We start from the raw sequence: 16,226 nt of genomic DNA on the forward strand, positions 1-16,226 counted from the left end.
AATCTTTGTGTGTTTTGCTTATAAACGTTCAAAGATCTTATCAAGCTTCTCTTTCAGCGTTGCAGCAGTAAAAGGTTTAACGATATAACCGTTAACACCAGCCTGCGCTGCTTCAATGATCTGCTCACGCTTAGCTTCCGCAGTGATCATTAGCACCGGCAGATGTTTTAGCTCTTCATCTGCGCGAATGTTCTTCAGCAGATCGATACCCTGCATGCCTGGCATGTTCCAATCCGTCACTACAAAGTCGAACTCACCCTTCTTCAGCATTGGCAGAGCGGTTAAACCATCATCCGCCTCCTGAGTATTGTTAAAACCCAGGTCACGTAGTAAGTTTTTCACAATTCTGCGCATTGTTGAGAAATCATCCACAATGAGGATCTTCATATTTTTATTCAAAATTGCCTCCACTGAGGTTCAAGTCAGTGTTATTAATCGAGTTGTGTCCACGCACTAAGTTTAGTACGTAGTCGCTGCATAGACTGGCTAAGTATCTGACTGACACGAGATTCGCTCACTCCCAACACTTCACCTATTTCTTTTAAATTTAGCTCTTCATCATAATACAGTGAAAGAACTAATGCTTCTCTTTCAGGAAGACTTTTGATCGAATCGACTAAAGCCTGACGAAAATTTTCATCTGCTACACCCTGGAAAGGCGTATTTTCATCTAAATCGTCTTCGTTAGTGATAACATCCTCAGAAACTCCGAGGTCTTCTATACCGACCAATCGTGAACAATTTATGTCAGACAGTGCAGTATGATACTGTTCAATCGTCAAATTGAGGTGTTTGGCCACTTCTGCATCCGTAGGATCTCTTTTCAGAGTAGCTTCTAATTCATTAATTGCCTGACTAATTGTGCGGTTATTCTTATGAACCGACCTTGGAACCCAGTCTCCTTTGCGAACTTCATCAAGCATCGCTCCGCGAATCCGGATCCCCGCGTAGGTCTCAAAGCTGGCACCTTTCGTACCGTCGTAATTTTGCTGCGCTTCAATCAGGCCAATCATTCCCGCCTGAATTAAGTCTTCCACAAGCACACTCGGAGGCAAACGCCCCAAGAGATGATGTGCGATTCTTTTAACCAGATCCGTGTGCTGCTCTAAAAAGGATTTCTGGTTAGTAACATTCGCTCTGTGGTCATAAGTCAGCGCCTTATTCACCAAAAGGCTCTCCTATTGGTTCTTTTCTTGCTAGTAATCTTTCCACAAAAAACTCCAGATGACCACTAGGAGTTTTAGGAATTGGCCAAGTTAATGCTTTATTTGCCAAAGAGCTCAATGCAAGAGCTGCCGGAGACCGGGGAAAAGCATCAACCACAATTTTCTGTTTCTTCACTGCCTGACGAACTTTATCGTCTAATGGTATACATGCTACAAGCTCAAGGCTGACATTCAAGAAGCGCTCTGTGACCAAGGTCAACTTTGCAAATAATTCTCTGCCTTCGCGGTAGCTTCTGACCATATTAGCAACAATTTTAAACCTCTGGACCTGATGTTCTTTACTTAAAAGCTTAATCAGAGCGTAGGCATCGGTAATTGACGTCGGCTCATCACAGACAACCACCAGTACATCCTGAGCAGCTCGTGAGAAGCTCACCACCATGTCAGAGATACCAGCTGCCGTATCAATCAGCAGTACGTCTATCTCTTCTTCCAGTGACCCAAATGCACGAATCAGCCCTGCATGCTGAGCATGCGACAGTTCGGTCATACTTTGTGTACCGGAAGTTGCCGGGATAATTTTTATACCATGCGGGCCTTCAACAATGGCGTCTTTCAGTTCACACTCACCTGCTAAAACATGCCCCAGGTTACGCTTCGGACGAATCCCCAGCATAACGTCGACATTTGCAAGGCCAAGGTCAGCATCCAGAACCATTACCTTCTTACCCTGCCGGGCCATGGAAATGGCCAGACTAAGGGTGACGTTGGTTTTACCCACTCCCCCTTTACCACCGGTAACAGAGATAACCTTAGTAAGTGTAGGCTGTGTTAAGCGGCGTAGGCCACTTGCTTGATCATGTATCATATTATTCGTCATAAAATCATCCACCACCTAGAACCTTTCAGCTTCACTATTCCAGTAATGGGGCTCGTTCTCTGTCGACTTTTCTAAAAGTTCGTTAGCTTTCGCGACCATATACTTAGGTTGAGCAATAACAATATCTTCAGGTACCCGCTGACCATTGGCAATGTACGCCACCGGAAGTGCATTCTGTATCGCCACACTGATAAATTCACCCAGACTCAGGGATTCATCAATTTTAGTCAGAATGCATCCGGAAAGAGGAATACGTTTAAAATGATCTATGGTTTCCTGAAGAACTTTACGCTGTGCCGTTGCCGGGAGCACCAGATAACTGCTGATGGCTTCTCCGCTATCCTGCATTAGCGTATCTAACTGTTCAGACAGCCTTACATCTCTCTGTCCCATACCTGCCGTGTCAACCAGAACCAGGCGGCGGTTTCTTAATTGATATATTACTTCGGCTAACTCCCCGGAATCTTTAGCAACTCTTACCGGACAGCCCATAATCCGGCCATAAATAGCCAGCTGTTCGTGTGCGCCGATCCGGAAGGTATCGGTAGTGACCAGAGCCACATTGTCCGCGCCATATTCCATAGCAGCCCTTGCTGCCAGCTTGGCGATTGTGGTCGTCTTTCCAACCCCTGTCGGGCCAAGCAGGGCGACAATACCGCCTTTTTTCAGAATATCTTTTTTTGTGACAGTGATCTGATCTGAGATAAGACCAAGCAGCGCTTTCCACGCCTGGGCCGGTTTTGTGTCTTCCGGAATGTAGCAGGCCAGCTGATCAGCCAGTTCCTGAGAAAGCCCCATTCTTTCAAGACGCTTGATCAACATTGCACGCAGAGGCTCTCTTCTCTCCACCTCCTGCCACATCAGGCCAGATACCTGATGTTCCAGCAACCTGCGGATGGACATCATCTCTTCGCGCATTGACTCCAGCTCCTGAGTGGAGTCGGTATCAGCCATTGTGTCTGCACGCTTTCTGTCATAGCGGGTTGGGTCCAGTTTAGGCGTCGGCCTTGGTGCGCTTCTGTCTTCCGCGATCAATCTCGCCAGGCCAGAATGTTCAGCAAGGGTTGTAGAGAGGCCACCGCCGTTTGCAGAGCCACCCGCTCTTGGGTTTTCTCTCGCATCCGCCTGACGTTTCAGCAGAGAAGCCAGCGAGTCTGCTTCGGTGTCACTTCTGGACTCCGGCTCTTCCTGACTGTACTGCTTTAGCATATTGGCAAACCGCTTGGTCATAGAACCGCTGGCATTGCCAGAGCCCTGCAGGCTGACTCTGTCGTCTTTCAGTTCTCTTTCCTGACTTGCGATGCGACTGTTTACCTGAGACTGAGCAAACTCATTGGAGTAGCGGGACTGAGCTCGCGGGGAAGGTGCTGGTGCCGGAGCTGCATCTCCGTCCACTGCTGCGACAATTTCTACGCCACCTGTCACTTTTTTGTTGGACATAATAACGGCATCTGCTCCAAGTTCTTCTTTAACCTGAAGCAGTGCAGTTCTCATGTCCTTTGCAAAAAATCTTTTTATTTTCAAGATAATGGCCCATTCATTATAAATAACCCAGCTGGTTGGTTATCTATTCAGGCTTGTTATGGCATCACTCTTAGTTGCCTACGGCCTGAACAATTCTAATCTGTTTCTCGTCCGGTATTTCCTGATAGGAGAGAACTCTGAGGTTCGGAATCGTGTTCTTAACAAACTTAGCTAAAGTTGTTCTTAACACGCCAGATGTGAGAAGTACTGCCGGCTCACCTTTCAGTTCCTGCTCCTGAGTCGCCTGACTTAGCGAAGACTGTAGTCTTTCTGCCAGACCAGGTTCGATTCCTGTCGACTCACCACCCGCTGCCTGCATGGTTTGATGCAATATTTGTTCCAGCTCAGGGATAAGGGTGATGACAGGAAGCTCTGGCTCTATACCATTGATTTCCTGAACAATTAGTCGTTTCAGTGATATACGAACCGCCGCTGTGAGTATGTCAGGTTCTTGACTCTTACTGGAGTATTCAGAAAGCGTCTGGACGATAGTTCTGATATCCCGGATAGGAATCGCTTCATTAAGCAGGTTCTGCAGCACCTTAACCACTACGCCAAGGCTAAGCTGCTCAGGAACAAAGCCTTCAACCAGTTTAGGCGCCGAACGACCAAGCATTTCAAGCAGGTTCTGAACCTCTTCATGGCCGATAAGCTGTGAGGCGTTGTTCGTCAGAAGCTGGCTAAGATGCGTCGCCAGTACCGTTGCTGAATCCACCACAGTGTAACCCAGAGCCTGTGCGTGCTCTCTGTGCTCTTCTCTGATCCATACCGCTTCCAGGCCGAATGCAGGGTCGACGGTTGGTTCACCTTCAACCATTCCGTATACCTGACCAGGGTTAATTGCCAACTCCTGATCCGGACGGATTTCAGCTTCACCCACTGCAACCCCCATCAGGGTGATACGGTAGCTGTTCGGTGTAAGTTCAAGGTTGTCACGGATATGAACCGCAGGAACAAGGAAACCAAAGTCCTGAGATAGCTTTTTACGAACGCCCTTAACCCGGTCAAGCAGTTCTCCGCCCTGCTCTCTGTCCACCATAGGGATCAGGCGGTAACCCACTTCCAGGCCAATAATATCAACAGGTTGAACATCATCCCAAGACAGCTCTTTCTGAGTTGGTGCTTCTGCATCCTTATCCACTTCCGCAGTCTTAGGTTTCTCCGCCTCTGTTTTCTGCTTTTTGTGAATCAGGTAAGCAGCACCACCGGCTATTGCTGCCAGCAGAAGAAATGCAAAATGCGGCATACCGGGGACTACACCCATCACACCCAGAATACCGGCGGTAATCGTAAGCGCTTTAGGGTTGTCGAACATCTGGAACACCATCTGCTGTCCCATATCTTCTTCGGTATTTTGACGCGTTACCATGATCGCTGCTGAAATGGAGAGCAAGAGCGATGGGATCTGGGCAACCAGGCCATCACCAATGGTCAGCAGGGTATAGATCTGAATCGCTTCCTGAAAGCCCAGTCCAAACTGAGCCATACCCACACTTAAACCACCAATGATGTTGATAAACAGAATAAGGATACCGGCAATGGCATCCCCTTTTACAAATTTTGACGCACCGTCCATGGAACCGTAGAAGTCCGCTTCCTTGGTCACTTCAGAACGACGGGTTCTGGCCTGCTCCTGATCGATAAGCCCGGCGTTAAGGTCGGCATCAATCGCCATCTGCTTACCCGGCAAAGCATCAAGAGTAAAGCGGGCACTTACTTCGGAAATACGGCCTGCACCCTTGGTTACCACCATAAAGTTGATGATCATCAGGATTAAGAATACAACCAGACCGACAGCATAGTTACCACCGATAACCACGCTACCAAAGGCTTCAATCACGTTACCGGCCGCGTTTCCGCCCTCATGACCATACAGCAGAACCACCCGGGTTGAGGCAACGTTAAGAGCCAGCCTGAGTAGAGTTGCAACCAGAAGTACGGTCGGAAAAGCAGCAAAGTCCAGCGGTTTTCGCGTATACACGGTAACCAGAAGCACGACCATTGCCAGAGCAATATTAAAGGTGAAGAAGAGGTCGAGCAGGAATGCCGGGATAGGCAGTACGATCATCCCCAGTGTCGCTAAGACAATAACCGGAGCACCAATAGCCGGTAAGGCTTTGGTAGGGATGTTAGGCATTCTGTCTGAGAACGGTATTGGCAATTTCATATTTCAGCTGAACTTTATTATCTCAATCCAATCAGTAGGTTAGATTTATATATGTGCACATTCAAGTGATTATGCAAGTTCCAGTCCATCAAATTCAGTCAAAAAACTGACTGGATTTTGCAAGCTCCATGTGAAAATGGGTATCTAGGTCAAAGATAGCACACTACACATAAGGTTACGCTCAGGCCTTCAAATCCGGCGCCAGTTAAAATAACGTTAAAATATGTTGTTATTTATCTGGTCAATACGGTATCTAGTATGCTTAGATCTCTAAAGGAGGCGGCAGACTATGCAGAAACAAGAGCATTTCTATCAGCATAAAACAGATGTTATGTCTTCTGTTGCAAAGTACCTTTTATTAACAATTCTATTGTTAATCACTGCCTTGCAGCCTGCACACGCCGAAAGAAAGAAAAAAATTCTTGTTCTTCACTCCTACCACCAGGGCCTTGAGTGGACAGATAATATCACTCAGGGAATACAGCAGGTGTTCTTCCCGTTTCAGACCAGATACGAAGTCTATTATGAGTATCTGGATAGTAAAAGAAATGCTGGTCAGGATTATCTGAATCAGATAGTGCAGTTTATTAATTTAAAAAACAATAATATACAGTATGAGCTTATCATTGCTGTAGACAATAATGCGCTTGATATGCTTAACCAGAAGAAGGTGCATTTTCAGGGAGATCCGCCGGTTATATTTGCCGGGGTGAACAATTATAAGCCTGAGCTGACAGCCAATCTTAAAAGTGTGGCCGGTGTGGTAGAAACAACCGATCACCGGGGCACAATTGCTCTGATGCGCAAGCTGCATCCTGACTCTGACGACATCACCGTTATTATTGACCAGACGCCCACAGGCAAACAGATCCGTGATGATTTAAGAAAAGTGGAACGTGAGTTTCAGGATATTACCTTTCACTATTTAAGAGACTTCTTACTGTCAGATATCCCTGATATTGCCGCACGTTTCCGCGAAGATGAGCTGCTCTATATTCTTACCTTTAACCGGGACAGCGCCGACAACTTTATCTCTTACACAGAAGGGATAGAAATGCTGGCACGCCATACGCACGCCCCTATTTACGGCTCCTGGGATTTCTACCTGAACAAAGGCATAGTTGGCGGCAAGATAACCTCCGGTGTATTGCAGGGAAAGACCGTGGGCGAAATGGCTCTGAGGATACTAAAGGGAGAAAAGCCTAATAGAATAGGAATATTACACGAAAGCCCTACCCAGTTTATGTTTGACTATACCTACGTAGACAAACACCAACTGGATGAAGAGTTGCTCCCTGCTGCAAGTGTCGTTTTCAACAAGCCTCCAAGCTGGTTTGAAAGGAACAAAACCATTTTGCTGGAGGTTTTTGTTCTTCTGTTTATCGCAGCACTTATTATCCTGTACAGTAACACCCGCAAGCAAAACCGCCTTCAGGCGAAGTATGCCATTCACCTTGAAGAAGAGGTAAAGCTGCGCACTGAGAAGTTAAGGGAGGCGAACCTGAAACTGCAACGCCTTTCTGACGCTGACGGTCTGACCCATCTTTACAACCGCCGCTATTTTGATGCGCAGCTGGATAAAGATCTGCGGCATCATCAAAGAAGTGAGCTGCCTCTGACGCTGATGATGTGCGATATTGATTATTTCAAGAACTACAATGACAGCTACGGTCATATCGCCGGTGATAAATGCATAAAGCAGGTCGCCCGGTTACTGCAAAAACAGTGTACCCGCGCGAGTGATACCGTTGCCCGTTATGGTGGTGAGGAATTTGCCATTATCTTACCGGCAACAAACAGCACTGATGCCGGGCTGATTGCTGCCAAAATCTGTAAGCAGATATTTGAGGTAGCGATACCGCATAACAGTTCTCAGATTAGCGACCGGGTAACCATAAGCATTGGTGTCGCTGCCATAGTACCTGGCATAGACACAAAACCGGTAGACATCATTGCACTGGCAGATAAGGCGCTGTATACCAGTAAACATCAGGGCAGAAATCAATTTAATCTGTTAGAAAGCTGACTAATAGCGCAAATCCGGTGGAATCGGCATATTCTCTTCCGCCAGAACTGGCCTCTGTCCGCCCCGCTTCCTGAACTGCTTAAGCTGGAATACATAAGCAAGAACCTGAGCCACAGCCACAAACAAACCATCCGGAATTTGCTGCTCAAGCTCTGTGGAGTGGTATAGCGCACGCGCCAGTGGTGGTGCCGGAATAACATAGATATCGTGCTCACGGGCTACTTCACGGATTTTAAGTGCCATATGGTCGGTGCCTTTTGCCACCACTATCGGTGCTTTATCTATGGATGAATCGTATCTCAGAGCAACGGAGAAGTGTTCCGGGTTGGTGACCACCACGTCAGCCGTCGGCACTTCTGCCATCATACGGCGCTGAGCGGCTTCCCGCTGCAACATACGGATCCGGCCCTTAACCTCCGGCTTACCTTCAGTATCTTTATATTCGTCTTTGACTTCCTGCTTGGTCATTTTCAGCTGTTCAGCGTGCTGCCAGATCTGGAACGGGATATCAATGGCAACGACCACCAGCAGGGAGCAGCTAATCAGAAGAATGAAGTCTAAAAGGATTTCCAGGGCGTGAAATATGTTCTGCGGGAACACATCCATACTAAGCTGAAACAGATCGGCTTTGGCCCGGTCAATCAGGAAGAATGCCACTCCAGCCACAAGACCAACTTTCAGAATCGATTTGATCAGCTCTACCCAGCTTTGCATGCCGACCATTCGCTTCAGACCGTTCATCGGGTTCATCTTGGAAAGCTTTGGCATGGCCGCTTCAACAGAGAAGTTGATACCGCCAACACCGGCGGCACCGATTATGGCGGCGACAAAGAGAGTAATCAGAATCATGCCTAAAGGCATAATCAGATGCACAAGCGCGCCGGATACGATATCCAGCAGCTTTCCGGGATCAAACACCTCGCTGCGGCTAAGGGTAAAAAACCGTCCCATAACCGTAAGCAGGCCTTTTGCCAGAGTTTCACCGAATGCCATCAGGGACAGAGCCCCTACAACAAGCACAGAAACAGAAGCCAGCTCTTTTGAACGTGCTACCTGCCCCTTTTCTCTCGCCTGTTGTAACCGCCTGGGCGTGGCGTCTTCGGTCCGTTCCTGACCGTCTGATTCTGCCATTCAGCCTCCTTTAACAACTCAACCGGATCATATTACAGATCTGCTGCTCGCCCTGAATCCAGTAGAGCTCATAGTGACTGAATAATCCGAGCATAATAAACCAGCATAGCAACAAACCCACCATAAGGGCGAATGCAAAGCCCAGTGAGAAGATGTTTAGCTGAGGAGCGGCCCGGGTCATAACACCGAATGAAAGGTTTACGGTCAAAAGGGCAATGATGCCGGAAAGTGACATACTGAGCGCCGTTTTAAACATAATAGAAAACCAGAGCGCAACCTCTCTGAAATCAGTCGTGGTAAGTGAACCTGAGCCAATCGGCAGGCTTTTAAAACTATACACCACCAGCTGTATCATTTTCAGATGCCCGTCAGTGGCCAGAAAGAACATGGTGGCAAGGAACATAAACAGCTGACCGAGCAGCGGCGTGTTCTGACCGTTTGCCGGGTCTACCATTGAAGCAAAACCCAGGCTCGACTGCATACCGAGGATCTGCCCCAGCATAACAAAGGTCTGAATCATAAACTGAGTGATCATCCCCATGGCAATGCCGATTATCAGTTGCTCAAGCGTGGTTAAAAAGCCCTCAAAGGAAAGCAGTTCGATTTCCCGGCTAACAGCAGGAATCGCAGGCATCACCGCAAAGGTCACTGCCAGCGCCAGATAGAGACGAAGGCGGGTGGAAACAAAGCGCGCCCCTGTTACCGTCATCACCATAAACATGGCGGATATGCGGGTAAAGGGCCAAAAATAGTTGGCTATCCAGTCCAGTATTATGGTTGTTGGATACTCCATCAGCCCACCTAATAGAGAACCAGCGGCAGTCTTTCGACCATCTCAAAAAAGAAGCTCATCATCGACTGCGTCATCCAGTGGGCAAAAAACATCAGAGCAAGCAGAGTCACAATAAGTCTTGGCAAAAAGCTCAGCGTCTGTTCGTTGATTGAGGTCGCGGCCTGGAAGATGGCAACTACCAGACCGATCATCAGGCTGGGAATAATAATGGCGCAGACCATAACCAGCACCATCCATAATGCATCCCGGAAAATTTCTACAAATACTTCAGGTGTCATTATCTATACTCCCCCGCTACAATGCGAAACTGCCCGCAAGGGTGGAAAGAATCAGATTCCAGCCATCCACCAACACAAACAGCATCAGCTTAAACGGCAGCGATACGATCATTGGCGAAAGCATCATCATACCCATTGCCATCAGTATCGAGGCAACCACAAGGTCGATGATCAGAAACGGCAGGAACAACATAAAGCCTATCTGGAAAGCGGTCTTTAGCTCTGAGGTGATAAACGCCGGAATAAGAACCGCCATGGATACATCTTCAGGGTTCTGGGCATCTGAGCCGGAAATATTAACAAAGGTCTCCAGATCCTTAACCCGGGTCTGCTTTAGCATAAAGCTTTTCATCGGCCCCTGGGCCTGGTCAAACGCCTGTCTGGCACTTATCTCTTCGTTCAGGTAAGGCTGAATGGCTGCGGTGTTTACCCTGTCGAACACCGGGGACATGATGAAAAAAGTAAGGAACATGGCAATACCTATGATCACCTGGTTGGACGGTGTCTGCTGAAGACCCATTGCCTGGCGCAGAATCGACATCACAACCACAATCCGGGTAAAAGAGGTCATCAGAATAACCATGGCAGGCAGGAAGCCCAGCATGGTCATCAAAGCCAGAATTTGCAGGTTAACGGAATAGTCTTCGCTGCCATCCGGATTGGTTGTCATGGTCAGCGCCGGAATACCCGCCCCTCCTCCGGAGCGGCTTCCCAGGGCGACGGTCTGACTGGCACCACTCTCCTTCTCCATCGCAGTTACTGTGATGTTTTCGGCTCCGGTTGCTGTGGCCGGTATTGGTGCTTCCAGCTCTTCCTGTGCCACCGCAAAAGGGGCTGACAGAAGAAACACAAACGCCGCCAGTAAGGCAGCGATATAGCTATTTATTTTCATCTTTCTTCAATAACTGTGTAAGTTGTCTGGCGAAGGGTGAGGTGTCCGTTGCCTGTTCCGTTATCGGTTTATCCAGCCGGGATATCAGATTGATGGACTGGGCAGTTACACCTATCACAAACTGCTCTTCTCCCACCTGGATAACCGCAATTCGTTCTTTGGCTCCCATGGGCATCTGCCGCACGACTCTGAGATCTTTCTGATTGCCCATCGCTGGCAGTTGCATTCTTTTCAGTACCCAGGCAAGGCCGAAAATAACACCGATAACCAGAACCAGTGAGCCAAATGTGGTGAGCAGATCCATATCAGGAGCGCCGGCAGCGTATGCCGGCGTTGCTGATAAAATGCCACTCAGTATCGCAACAGGCCGCATATTAACGAAGCTTTTTAATTCGTTCTGTCTGGCTGATTACGTCAGTCAGACGAATACCAAACTTGTCGTTTACCACAACCACTTCACCGTGAGCGATAAGCGTACCGTTAACCATAACGTCCAGCGATTCACCCGCCACCCGGTCCAGCTCAACTACTGAGCCCTGGTTAAGTTGCAGCAGGTTGCGGATGCTGATTTGCGAACGTCCCACTTCCATGGAGATGGTAACCGGGATGTCCATGATGGTGTCCAGCTTGCGCCTTTCATCATCACTGATTGGTGTGGAACTGTCTGACAGCTCTTCAAGTGGTGCGACTTCAGCCTCTTCCGCGCCCAGCGCAGCACCAGGATCTGCACTTAATGCCGCTGCCCATTCGTCCGCCAGTTTTTGATCTTCATTCGGATCCATTCGTCACTACCTTTTTTAACCGGCCTGTCATTTAGGACAAGACCTTTATCACTACTCTTCGTCAGCCGTTTCAGCGTTTTCGCTGTTCAGCTCCGACATAATATCTTTGCCAAGGAAGGCAATATCACTTTTAACCACTTCAGGGCGCTTAATCTTCTCAGAAACCTGAACTGCAATCTTATCTGAAGACTTGCCCAGTTTAACCCTGTAGGTTGGCAGCTCTTCCACAAACATCACTGCGTTTTCAGGCATGGTAACCGGAATGATGTCTCCGGACTGCAGCTCCATCAGGTCACGAAGTGAAATATCTTTCTCAAGCAGGTTCACCCGGAAGTTTACCGGCACATCCATGATTTCATCACGCAGAGCCGTACTCCAGCGCACATCGGTTTCCATCTTGTCTGACTGAACACCGGCATCGAGAAGTTCACGAATCGGCTCTACCATGGAGTAAGGCATTACCACGTGGAAGTCACCGCCACCGCCGTCTACCTCGATATGGAATGAACTCACAACAATCACTTCCGTCGGGCTTACGATGTTCGCCATACTCGGGTTAACTTCTGAGTCCAGATATTCGAACTCTACGCCCATTACCGGCGACCATGCCTCTTTGTAGTCAGCAAATACAATCTTAAGCAGCAGTTGGATAATCCGGCGTTCTGTTGGGGTAAATTCCCGCCCTTCGATTTTAGCGTGGAATCGTCCGTCACCACCAAAGAAGTTCTCCACCAGGATAAAGACCAGACGCGCTTCCATGGTAATCAGCGCCGTACCTTTCAGCGGCCTGAATCTCACCATGTTCAGACTGGTCGGTACATACAGAGTATTCTGGTATTCACCGAACTTCATCATCTGAACGCCGTTGATGGATACCTCTGCCGTTTTTCGCAGCATATTGAACAGGCTGATACGCATATGGCGCGCAAAGCGTTCATTGATAAGCTCCAGGGTCGGCATACGACCACGGACAATCCGGTCCTGAGATGAGAAATCGAAGGTGACCGCACCTTCGGATTCCTCCAGAAACTCTTCTTCTTCATCGACGTCGTCAACACCGTGTAAGAGCGCGTCAATTTCGTCCTGGGTTAATAGATCAGTCACGTGATTCCTATTGAATTACAAAATCGGTAAAGAGCACTTTTTCAATCACAGGCTGACCCACGACCTCATTCAGGGTAGCGCGGATATCTTCCGTCGCCTGATCACGCAGCAAAGTCCGGCCTGTCGGCGTTCTTAGCTGTTCCACTGTTGCGGTACCAAAGGTATTTAACAGTGTGCTTTCAACCAATGGTGAGTGATGCCTTGCTAAATCTTCGTTGTCGGTTCCCCGAACCATCAACTGCACTTTTATCTGAACCAGCCTGTCTCTTTGCTTACCGGGAGCATTAAACAGAAACGGCTGCGGGATATTTACGTAAGAAGCAGGTTCTGGCAACGCATTGGCTGGCCCGGCCTCAGCCTCTTCTGCCACCTCCGGCTCATCGGAACCCATCAGAAAGAAAGCCGCACCGCCACCACCGGCAAGTAAAACCACCACAGCAATAATGATAATCAGAAGTTTGCTTTTCCCTTTGGGTGCTTCGCCTTCGCCGCCTTCTTTGTTTTCTTCTTCAGCCATAATATTCCCTAACTGATTAATAATGTTTCGTTATTCAGGAGGTTCCCTCCAAGGCGAACCTCAAACGTTTTATACACTGAATAACGGAATTAGAATATAAAAATATTAAGCGTAATAACTGATTCCATCATCTTTTGCCGCAATATTCACATCAAGATTGATGCTTTCATCAAGGTTTGCCTCATCACCGCCTGTCAGACCGTCTGATCCACCGTTACCGGATGAGCCATTTCCCATGGCATATTGCTTCTGCTGCTGACCGGAATTCTGCTGATGAACCGATGAATCACCTAACTGAACACCCTGCTGGGACAGCATTTCTCTCAGCCTTGGCATCGCATGTTCAATCATCTCACGGGCCTGCTGGTTGGATACGGTAAACTGCACCGACGCCATATCACCATTCATGGACATACGAATCTGCATTCTGCCCAGCTCCGGCGGGTCCAGACGTATATCAACGTTTTTCAGGTTCTTTGACAGCATGATCTGAACACGTTCCGCTAACTGCTCTGCGCCGGCTTCTTTCGTCGCTAACTGCAATGGCGACTGCTGGATTGCCTGCTGAACCTCACTTCTCACCTGCGCCTGATGAACGCCCTGCTGAGAAGTCAGTCCGGCAAGTTGCTGGGACAGATCTTTATCTTTGTCTGATGAACCTTTTGCGGCAGCCAGACCTCCTGCCGCTCCCAGGGCCAGAGCAGACGCATCAACAGCTGCCTTGCCCGCCAGCGGCGCTGACTGGGACTGCTGAAGCACCGTTTGTGCCATGGCGTTATTCTGCATTGCTGCTGCGCTCAGCTCAGGAGAAACATGCTGAAGGTTATTTTGCACTGCTGCTCTCTCTGCCCCCTGACTTAAAGCCTGCGCCTGAGCCTGCTGCAACTGCTGATGCAGTTGTTGATTCTGAAGATGATTCACCTGTGGCTGAGCCGCTTTCACCATTTCAGGAGCGACTTTAACTGCATTCTCAGCCGTGCCAGCTCCCCAGTTTATCTGCGCCATTGCCGCCAGCTCTTCTTCTGTCAGCATCTGAGGGTCAACGGCTTCGTTTATCTGAACCGCTTCCTGCATCACCTGGCCAGCGGCTAATGCATCTGCTGACTGCACAGACGGGCTGTCCTGGGCTGCAGTTGCCAGAGCCGCTCCCACACCGACCGCTGTTGCTGTTTTGGCGGTATCCCAGACCAACTTGCTATTTGGTGGCTGCTCACCTTCATTTTTTATCTGATCGGCCTGAAGCTGTTTTAAAGCAGCAATTTCGCTTTCGCTCAGATCGGCAACCTTAAGCTCCGGATTTTCCTCCAGCACTTTCGCAACCTTCAGGCTGCTCAGCTCTTTGTTAAGCTGTTGCGCCGCTTCCTGCTCAGGCACTTCACCTTCTATTGCCTTACCATCTTCTATCGCAGACTGGAAAACGGCTTTCAGGTTATCTATCTTCTCTGCCTGAGCTGCTTTCAGCTCTTCAGGGCTTAAATCTGACTCTTCCGGAGTTTCCTGCTCAACCGCTTTAATGTATTTCGACAACAGAGGATCTGACTCAATCAGTTTCTCTACTGTAGTCTGTTTAGCTTCCTGCCCGGACGTTTCTGCCAGCTTGCTTTCTGACTGTGGCAACGCCTTGCCGGATACTTCTGTCTGTGACGGTTTTTCAGTTTGCAATGCCTGACTGGACTCATCCAGTCTTTCCAGCAGAGCACTGCCTTCACTCATCGCTTTCGTCACTTCCGGATCAACAGGCTTTTTCTCTGCCGAAACCTCTGCGCCTGATTTCTTCGTTTCAGCAGACTCACCTGATGTCTTAGCAACCAGCTCTGCGTCTTCTCCTTCAACGGACTCGCCTTCAAGCTTCTCGCCCTCTTCACCGCCTTCAAGCTCCAGCAGTTCATCGACACTTTCGGCTTTGACTTCAGATTTAGAAAGCTCAGCTTCAGAAACTTCAGCCCCTTCGGCTGAAACCTCTTCTCCGCCTTCCGTTTCTGAACCTCCGAAGACAGAGCTTAAAACACTAAGAAAGCCCTCTGATTCAGAGGCTTCACCTGATGATTGGGTATTCCCTGCCCCCGTCTGTAAAAGAGCAGATGTTTTGCCAACCTCGGCAACTGAAAGGGAAGTTTGGTTCATAAGATCAGTCTCACATCAGGTTTATTTATACCGCAGCAGAACCGGCAGATTTTGCCGCTCTGATACTCCTGATGAGGAATCTGCAAGTTTCGAGCCATTTTGAATACTGCTGTTGGGGTAACTTATGATCTCGTTCCCATGCTCCGGCGTGGGAATGCATACCGTAGTAGAATATTTACGCATATCACTACTTATTGCGAGTCAGTAACTGAGCCTTCTCCACTTTTCTTTTGGCTCCGGGAAAGCCAATGGGTACCGAACACAGACACGCTGCAAGTACATCCATGTAGCTCGATCTCGCCATCCATGGCGAGGACGGTCTGCTTATCGGTACCCATCAGCTTCCCCTATGAAGTCGCTGTCTGACCATCTGCATTGCAATATTTCTGAGATTTAATGATGACTTTTTCGTCTTGCATAACTCAAAGTAGAAAACTCATCCATCTGCTTCTGCTCCTGCTTATCCAAAAGCTTCTGCTTCTCGGTTTTCTTCTTCTCTATCATCCACTCATAGGAGCGGCGCTGCTTGCGCATTTCAAGCCAGTATTCCTGACAGTTTTCCACCTGAGACTTAAAGTGGCCTTCCGCTTCTTTCTGCTTTTTCAGGGTCTCATCAAGCTGAGTTAAAAAGCGGTTAAGGTGACCGTACTCACTGGCAGACAGGCCCTTCTGACCTCTTTCCACCAGCTGCTTACAGTAATCAAGCCGGTACTGCTCAATCTGTTTCAGCTGTACATAGTAGTTATCCAGTTCAGCCCGGGCATTGTTTAACGCAAGAACCGCCTGATCTTCCTTCTCTTTGGCCTGCTCAAGCAGGAAGTCCATTGCATTCTCCATCCGCT

General features: G+C 48.6%; 16 protein-coding genes. 1 reads left to right on the forward strand and 15 read right to left on the reverse strand.

Translation table 11 applies throughout. The features are described 5' to 3' along the window. Window positions 1-18: 18 nt before the first annotated feature. The 5 genes from cheY to flhA all read right to left on the reverse strand — a co-directional run bounded on the left by cheY (window position 19) and on the right by flhA (window position 5,737). The gene (cheY, locus tag L3Q72_RS10400) at window positions 19-387 is read right to left on the reverse strand and encodes a chemotaxis response regulator CheY (RefSeq protein ID WP_232767174.1); all 369 of its coding nucleotides are present in this window, start codon (window positions 385-387) and stop codon (window positions 19-21) included. 44 nt (window positions 388-431) lie between these two features. Then, entirely contained in the window at window positions 432-1,166 is a 735-nt protein-coding gene (locus L3Q72_RS10405; protein ID WP_275129879.1) for an RNA polymerase sigma factor FliA, read from the reverse strand. Continuing rightward, window positions 1,159-2,046 carry a MinD/ParA family protein gene (locus L3Q72_RS10410; RefSeq protein ID WP_275129880.1) on the reverse strand — a complete coding sequence of 296 codons (888 nt, stop codon included), beginning with the start codon at window positions 2,044-2,046 and terminating at the stop codon, window positions 1,159-1,161. Before L3Q72_RS10410 ends, L3Q72_RS10405 begins: the two co-directional genes overlap by 8 nt. A 15-nt stretch (window positions 2,047-2,061) precedes the next feature. After that, a complete protein-coding gene (gene flhF, locus L3Q72_RS10415; protein WP_275129881.1) occupies window positions 2,062-3,570 on the reverse strand; it encodes a flagellar biosynthesis protein FlhF in 1,509 nt (502 codons plus the stop codon). A 70-nt stretch (window positions 3,571-3,640) separates the two neighbouring features. Beyond that, a complete protein-coding gene (gene flhA, locus L3Q72_RS10420) occupies window positions 3,641-5,737 on the reverse strand; it encodes a flagellar biosynthesis protein FlhA (protein WP_275129882.1) in 2,097 nt (698 codons plus the stop codon). Window positions 5,738-6,026: 289 nt separating this feature from the next. Between flhA and L3Q72_RS10425 the strand changes: the two genes are divergently transcribed. Continuing rightward, window positions 6,027-7,763 (forward strand): ABC transporter substrate binding protein, encoded by a 1,737-nt coding sequence (locus L3Q72_RS10425; RefSeq protein ID WP_275129883.1) that lies wholly within the window; start codon window positions 6,027-6,029, stop codon window positions 7,761-7,763. Here the strand turns inward: L3Q72_RS10425 and flhB are convergent, their stop codons facing one another. The 10 genes from flhB to fliJ form a co-directional block, all read right to left on the reverse strand. Then, the gene (flhB, locus tag L3Q72_RS10430) at window positions 7,764-8,894 is read right to left on the reverse strand and encodes a flagellar biosynthesis protein FlhB (RefSeq protein ID WP_275129884.1); all 1,131 of its coding nucleotides are present in this window, start codon (window positions 8,892-8,894) and stop codon (window positions 7,764-7,766) included. A gap of 10 nt (window positions 8,895-8,904) precedes the next feature. Then, window positions 8,905-9,687, reverse strand: coding sequence for a flagellar biosynthetic protein FliR (gene fliR, locus L3Q72_RS10435; protein ID WP_275129885.1), 783 nt, complete (start codon window positions 9,685-9,687; stop codon window positions 8,905-8,907). A gap of 8 nt (window positions 9,688-9,695) precedes the next feature. Next, window positions 9,696-9,965, reverse strand: coding sequence for a flagellar biosynthesis protein FliQ (gene fliQ, locus L3Q72_RS10440; RefSeq protein WP_275129886.1), 270 nt, complete (start codon window positions 9,963-9,965; stop codon window positions 9,696-9,698). A 16-nt stretch (window positions 9,966-9,981) separates the two neighbouring features. Beyond that, window positions 9,982-10,857 (reverse strand): flagellar type III secretion system pore protein FliP, encoded by an 876-nt coding sequence (fliP, locus tag L3Q72_RS10445; protein ID WP_275129887.1) that lies wholly within the window; start codon window positions 10,855-10,857, stop codon window positions 9,982-9,984. Further along, the gene (gene fliO, locus L3Q72_RS10450; protein WP_275129888.1) at window positions 10,844-11,230 is read right to left on the reverse strand and encodes a flagellar biosynthetic protein FliO; all 387 of its coding nucleotides are present in this window, start codon (window positions 11,228-11,230) and stop codon (window positions 10,844-10,846) included. The genes fliP and fliO overlap by 14 nt, the downstream gene beginning before the upstream one ends. A 1-nt stretch (window position 11,231) precedes the next feature. Continuing rightward, window positions 11,232-11,639: a flagellar motor switch protein FliN gene (gene fliN, locus L3Q72_RS10455; RefSeq protein ID WP_275129889.1), complete on the reverse strand. Its 408-nt coding sequence runs from the start codon at window positions 11,637-11,639 to the stop codon at window positions 11,232-11,234. Between the two features lie 51 nt (window positions 11,640-11,690). Next, complete coding sequence (gene fliM, locus L3Q72_RS10460; RefSeq protein WP_275129890.1) at window positions 11,691-12,743, reverse strand: flagellar motor switch protein FliM; 1,053 nt, start codon at window positions 12,741-12,743, stop codon at window positions 11,691-11,693. A 7-nt stretch (window positions 12,744-12,750) separates the two neighbouring features. After that, window positions 12,751-13,260 (reverse strand): flagellar basal body-associated protein FliL, encoded by a 510-nt coding sequence (gene fliL, locus L3Q72_RS10465; protein WP_275129891.1) that lies wholly within the window; start codon window positions 13,258-13,260, stop codon window positions 12,751-12,753. A gap of 105 nt (window positions 13,261-13,365) precedes the next feature. Beyond that, entirely contained in the window at window positions 13,366-15,384 is a 2,019-nt protein-coding gene (locus tag L3Q72_RS10470; protein WP_275129892.1) for a flagellar hook-length control protein FliK, read from the reverse strand. A 393-nt stretch (window positions 15,385-15,777) separates the two neighbouring features. Beyond that, complete coding sequence (gene fliJ / locus L3Q72_RS10475; protein WP_275129893.1) at window positions 15,778-16,221, reverse strand: flagellar export protein FliJ; 444 nt, start codon at window positions 16,219-16,221, stop codon at window positions 15,778-15,780. Between the last annotated feature and the right edge of the window lie 5 nt (window positions 16,222-16,226).

It is taken from the genome of Vibrio sp. JC009, from assembly GCF_029016485.1.
In the GTDB taxonomy this organism is placed as follows: Bacteria; Pseudomonadota; Gammaproteobacteria; order Enterobacterales; family Vibrionaceae; genus Vibrio.

Excerpts from the sequence above, each read along its gene's own strand:
- cheY (WP_232767174.1), bottom strand. The coding sequence starts at position 387 with ATGAAGATCCTCATTGTGGATGATTTCTCAACAATGCGCAGAATTGTG.
- L3Q72_RS10410 (WP_275129880.1), bottom strand. The coding sequence starts at position 2,046 with ATGACGAATAATATGATACATGATCAAGCAAGTGGCCTACGCCGCTTA.
- flhA (WP_275129882.1), bottom strand. The coding sequence starts at position 5,737 with ATGAAATTGCCAATACCGTTCTCAGACAGAATGCCTAACATCCCTACC.
- L3Q72_RS10425 (WP_275129883.1), top strand. The coding sequence starts at position 6,027 with ATGCAGAAACAAGAGCATTTCTATCAGCATAAAACAGATGTTATGTCT.
- flhB (WP_275129884.1), bottom strand. The coding sequence starts at position 8,894 with ATGGCAGAATCAGACGGTCAGGAACGGACCGAAGACGCCACGCCCAGG.
- fliR (WP_275129885.1), bottom strand. The coding sequence starts at position 9,687 with ATGGAGTATCCAACAACCATAATACTGGACTGGATAGCCAACTATTTT.
- fliQ (WP_275129886.1), bottom strand. The coding sequence starts at position 9,965 with ATGACACCTGAAGTATTTGTAGAAATTTTCCGGGATGCATTATGGATG.
- fliP (WP_275129887.1), bottom strand. The coding sequence starts at position 10,857 with ATGAAAATAAATAGCTATATCGCTGCCTTACTGGCGGCGTTTGTGTTT.
- fliO (WP_275129888.1), bottom strand. The coding sequence starts at position 11,230 with ATGCGGCCTGTTGCGATACTGAGTGGCATTTTATCAGCAACGCCGGCA.
- fliN (WP_275129889.1), bottom strand. The coding sequence starts at position 11,639 with ATGGATCCGAATGAAGATCAAAAACTGGCGGACGAATGGGCAGCGGCA.
- fliL (WP_275129891.1), bottom strand. The coding sequence starts at position 13,260 with ATGGCTGAAGAAGAAAACAAAGAAGGCGGCGAAGGCGAAGCACCCAAA.
- L3Q72_RS10470 (WP_275129892.1), bottom strand. The coding sequence starts at position 15,384 with ATGAACCAAACTTCCCTTTCAGTTGCCGAGGTTGGCAAAACATCTGCT.
- fliJ (WP_275129893.1), bottom strand. The coding sequence starts at position 16,221 with ATGGAGAATGCAATGGACTTCCTGCTTGAGCAGGCCAAAGAGAAGGAA.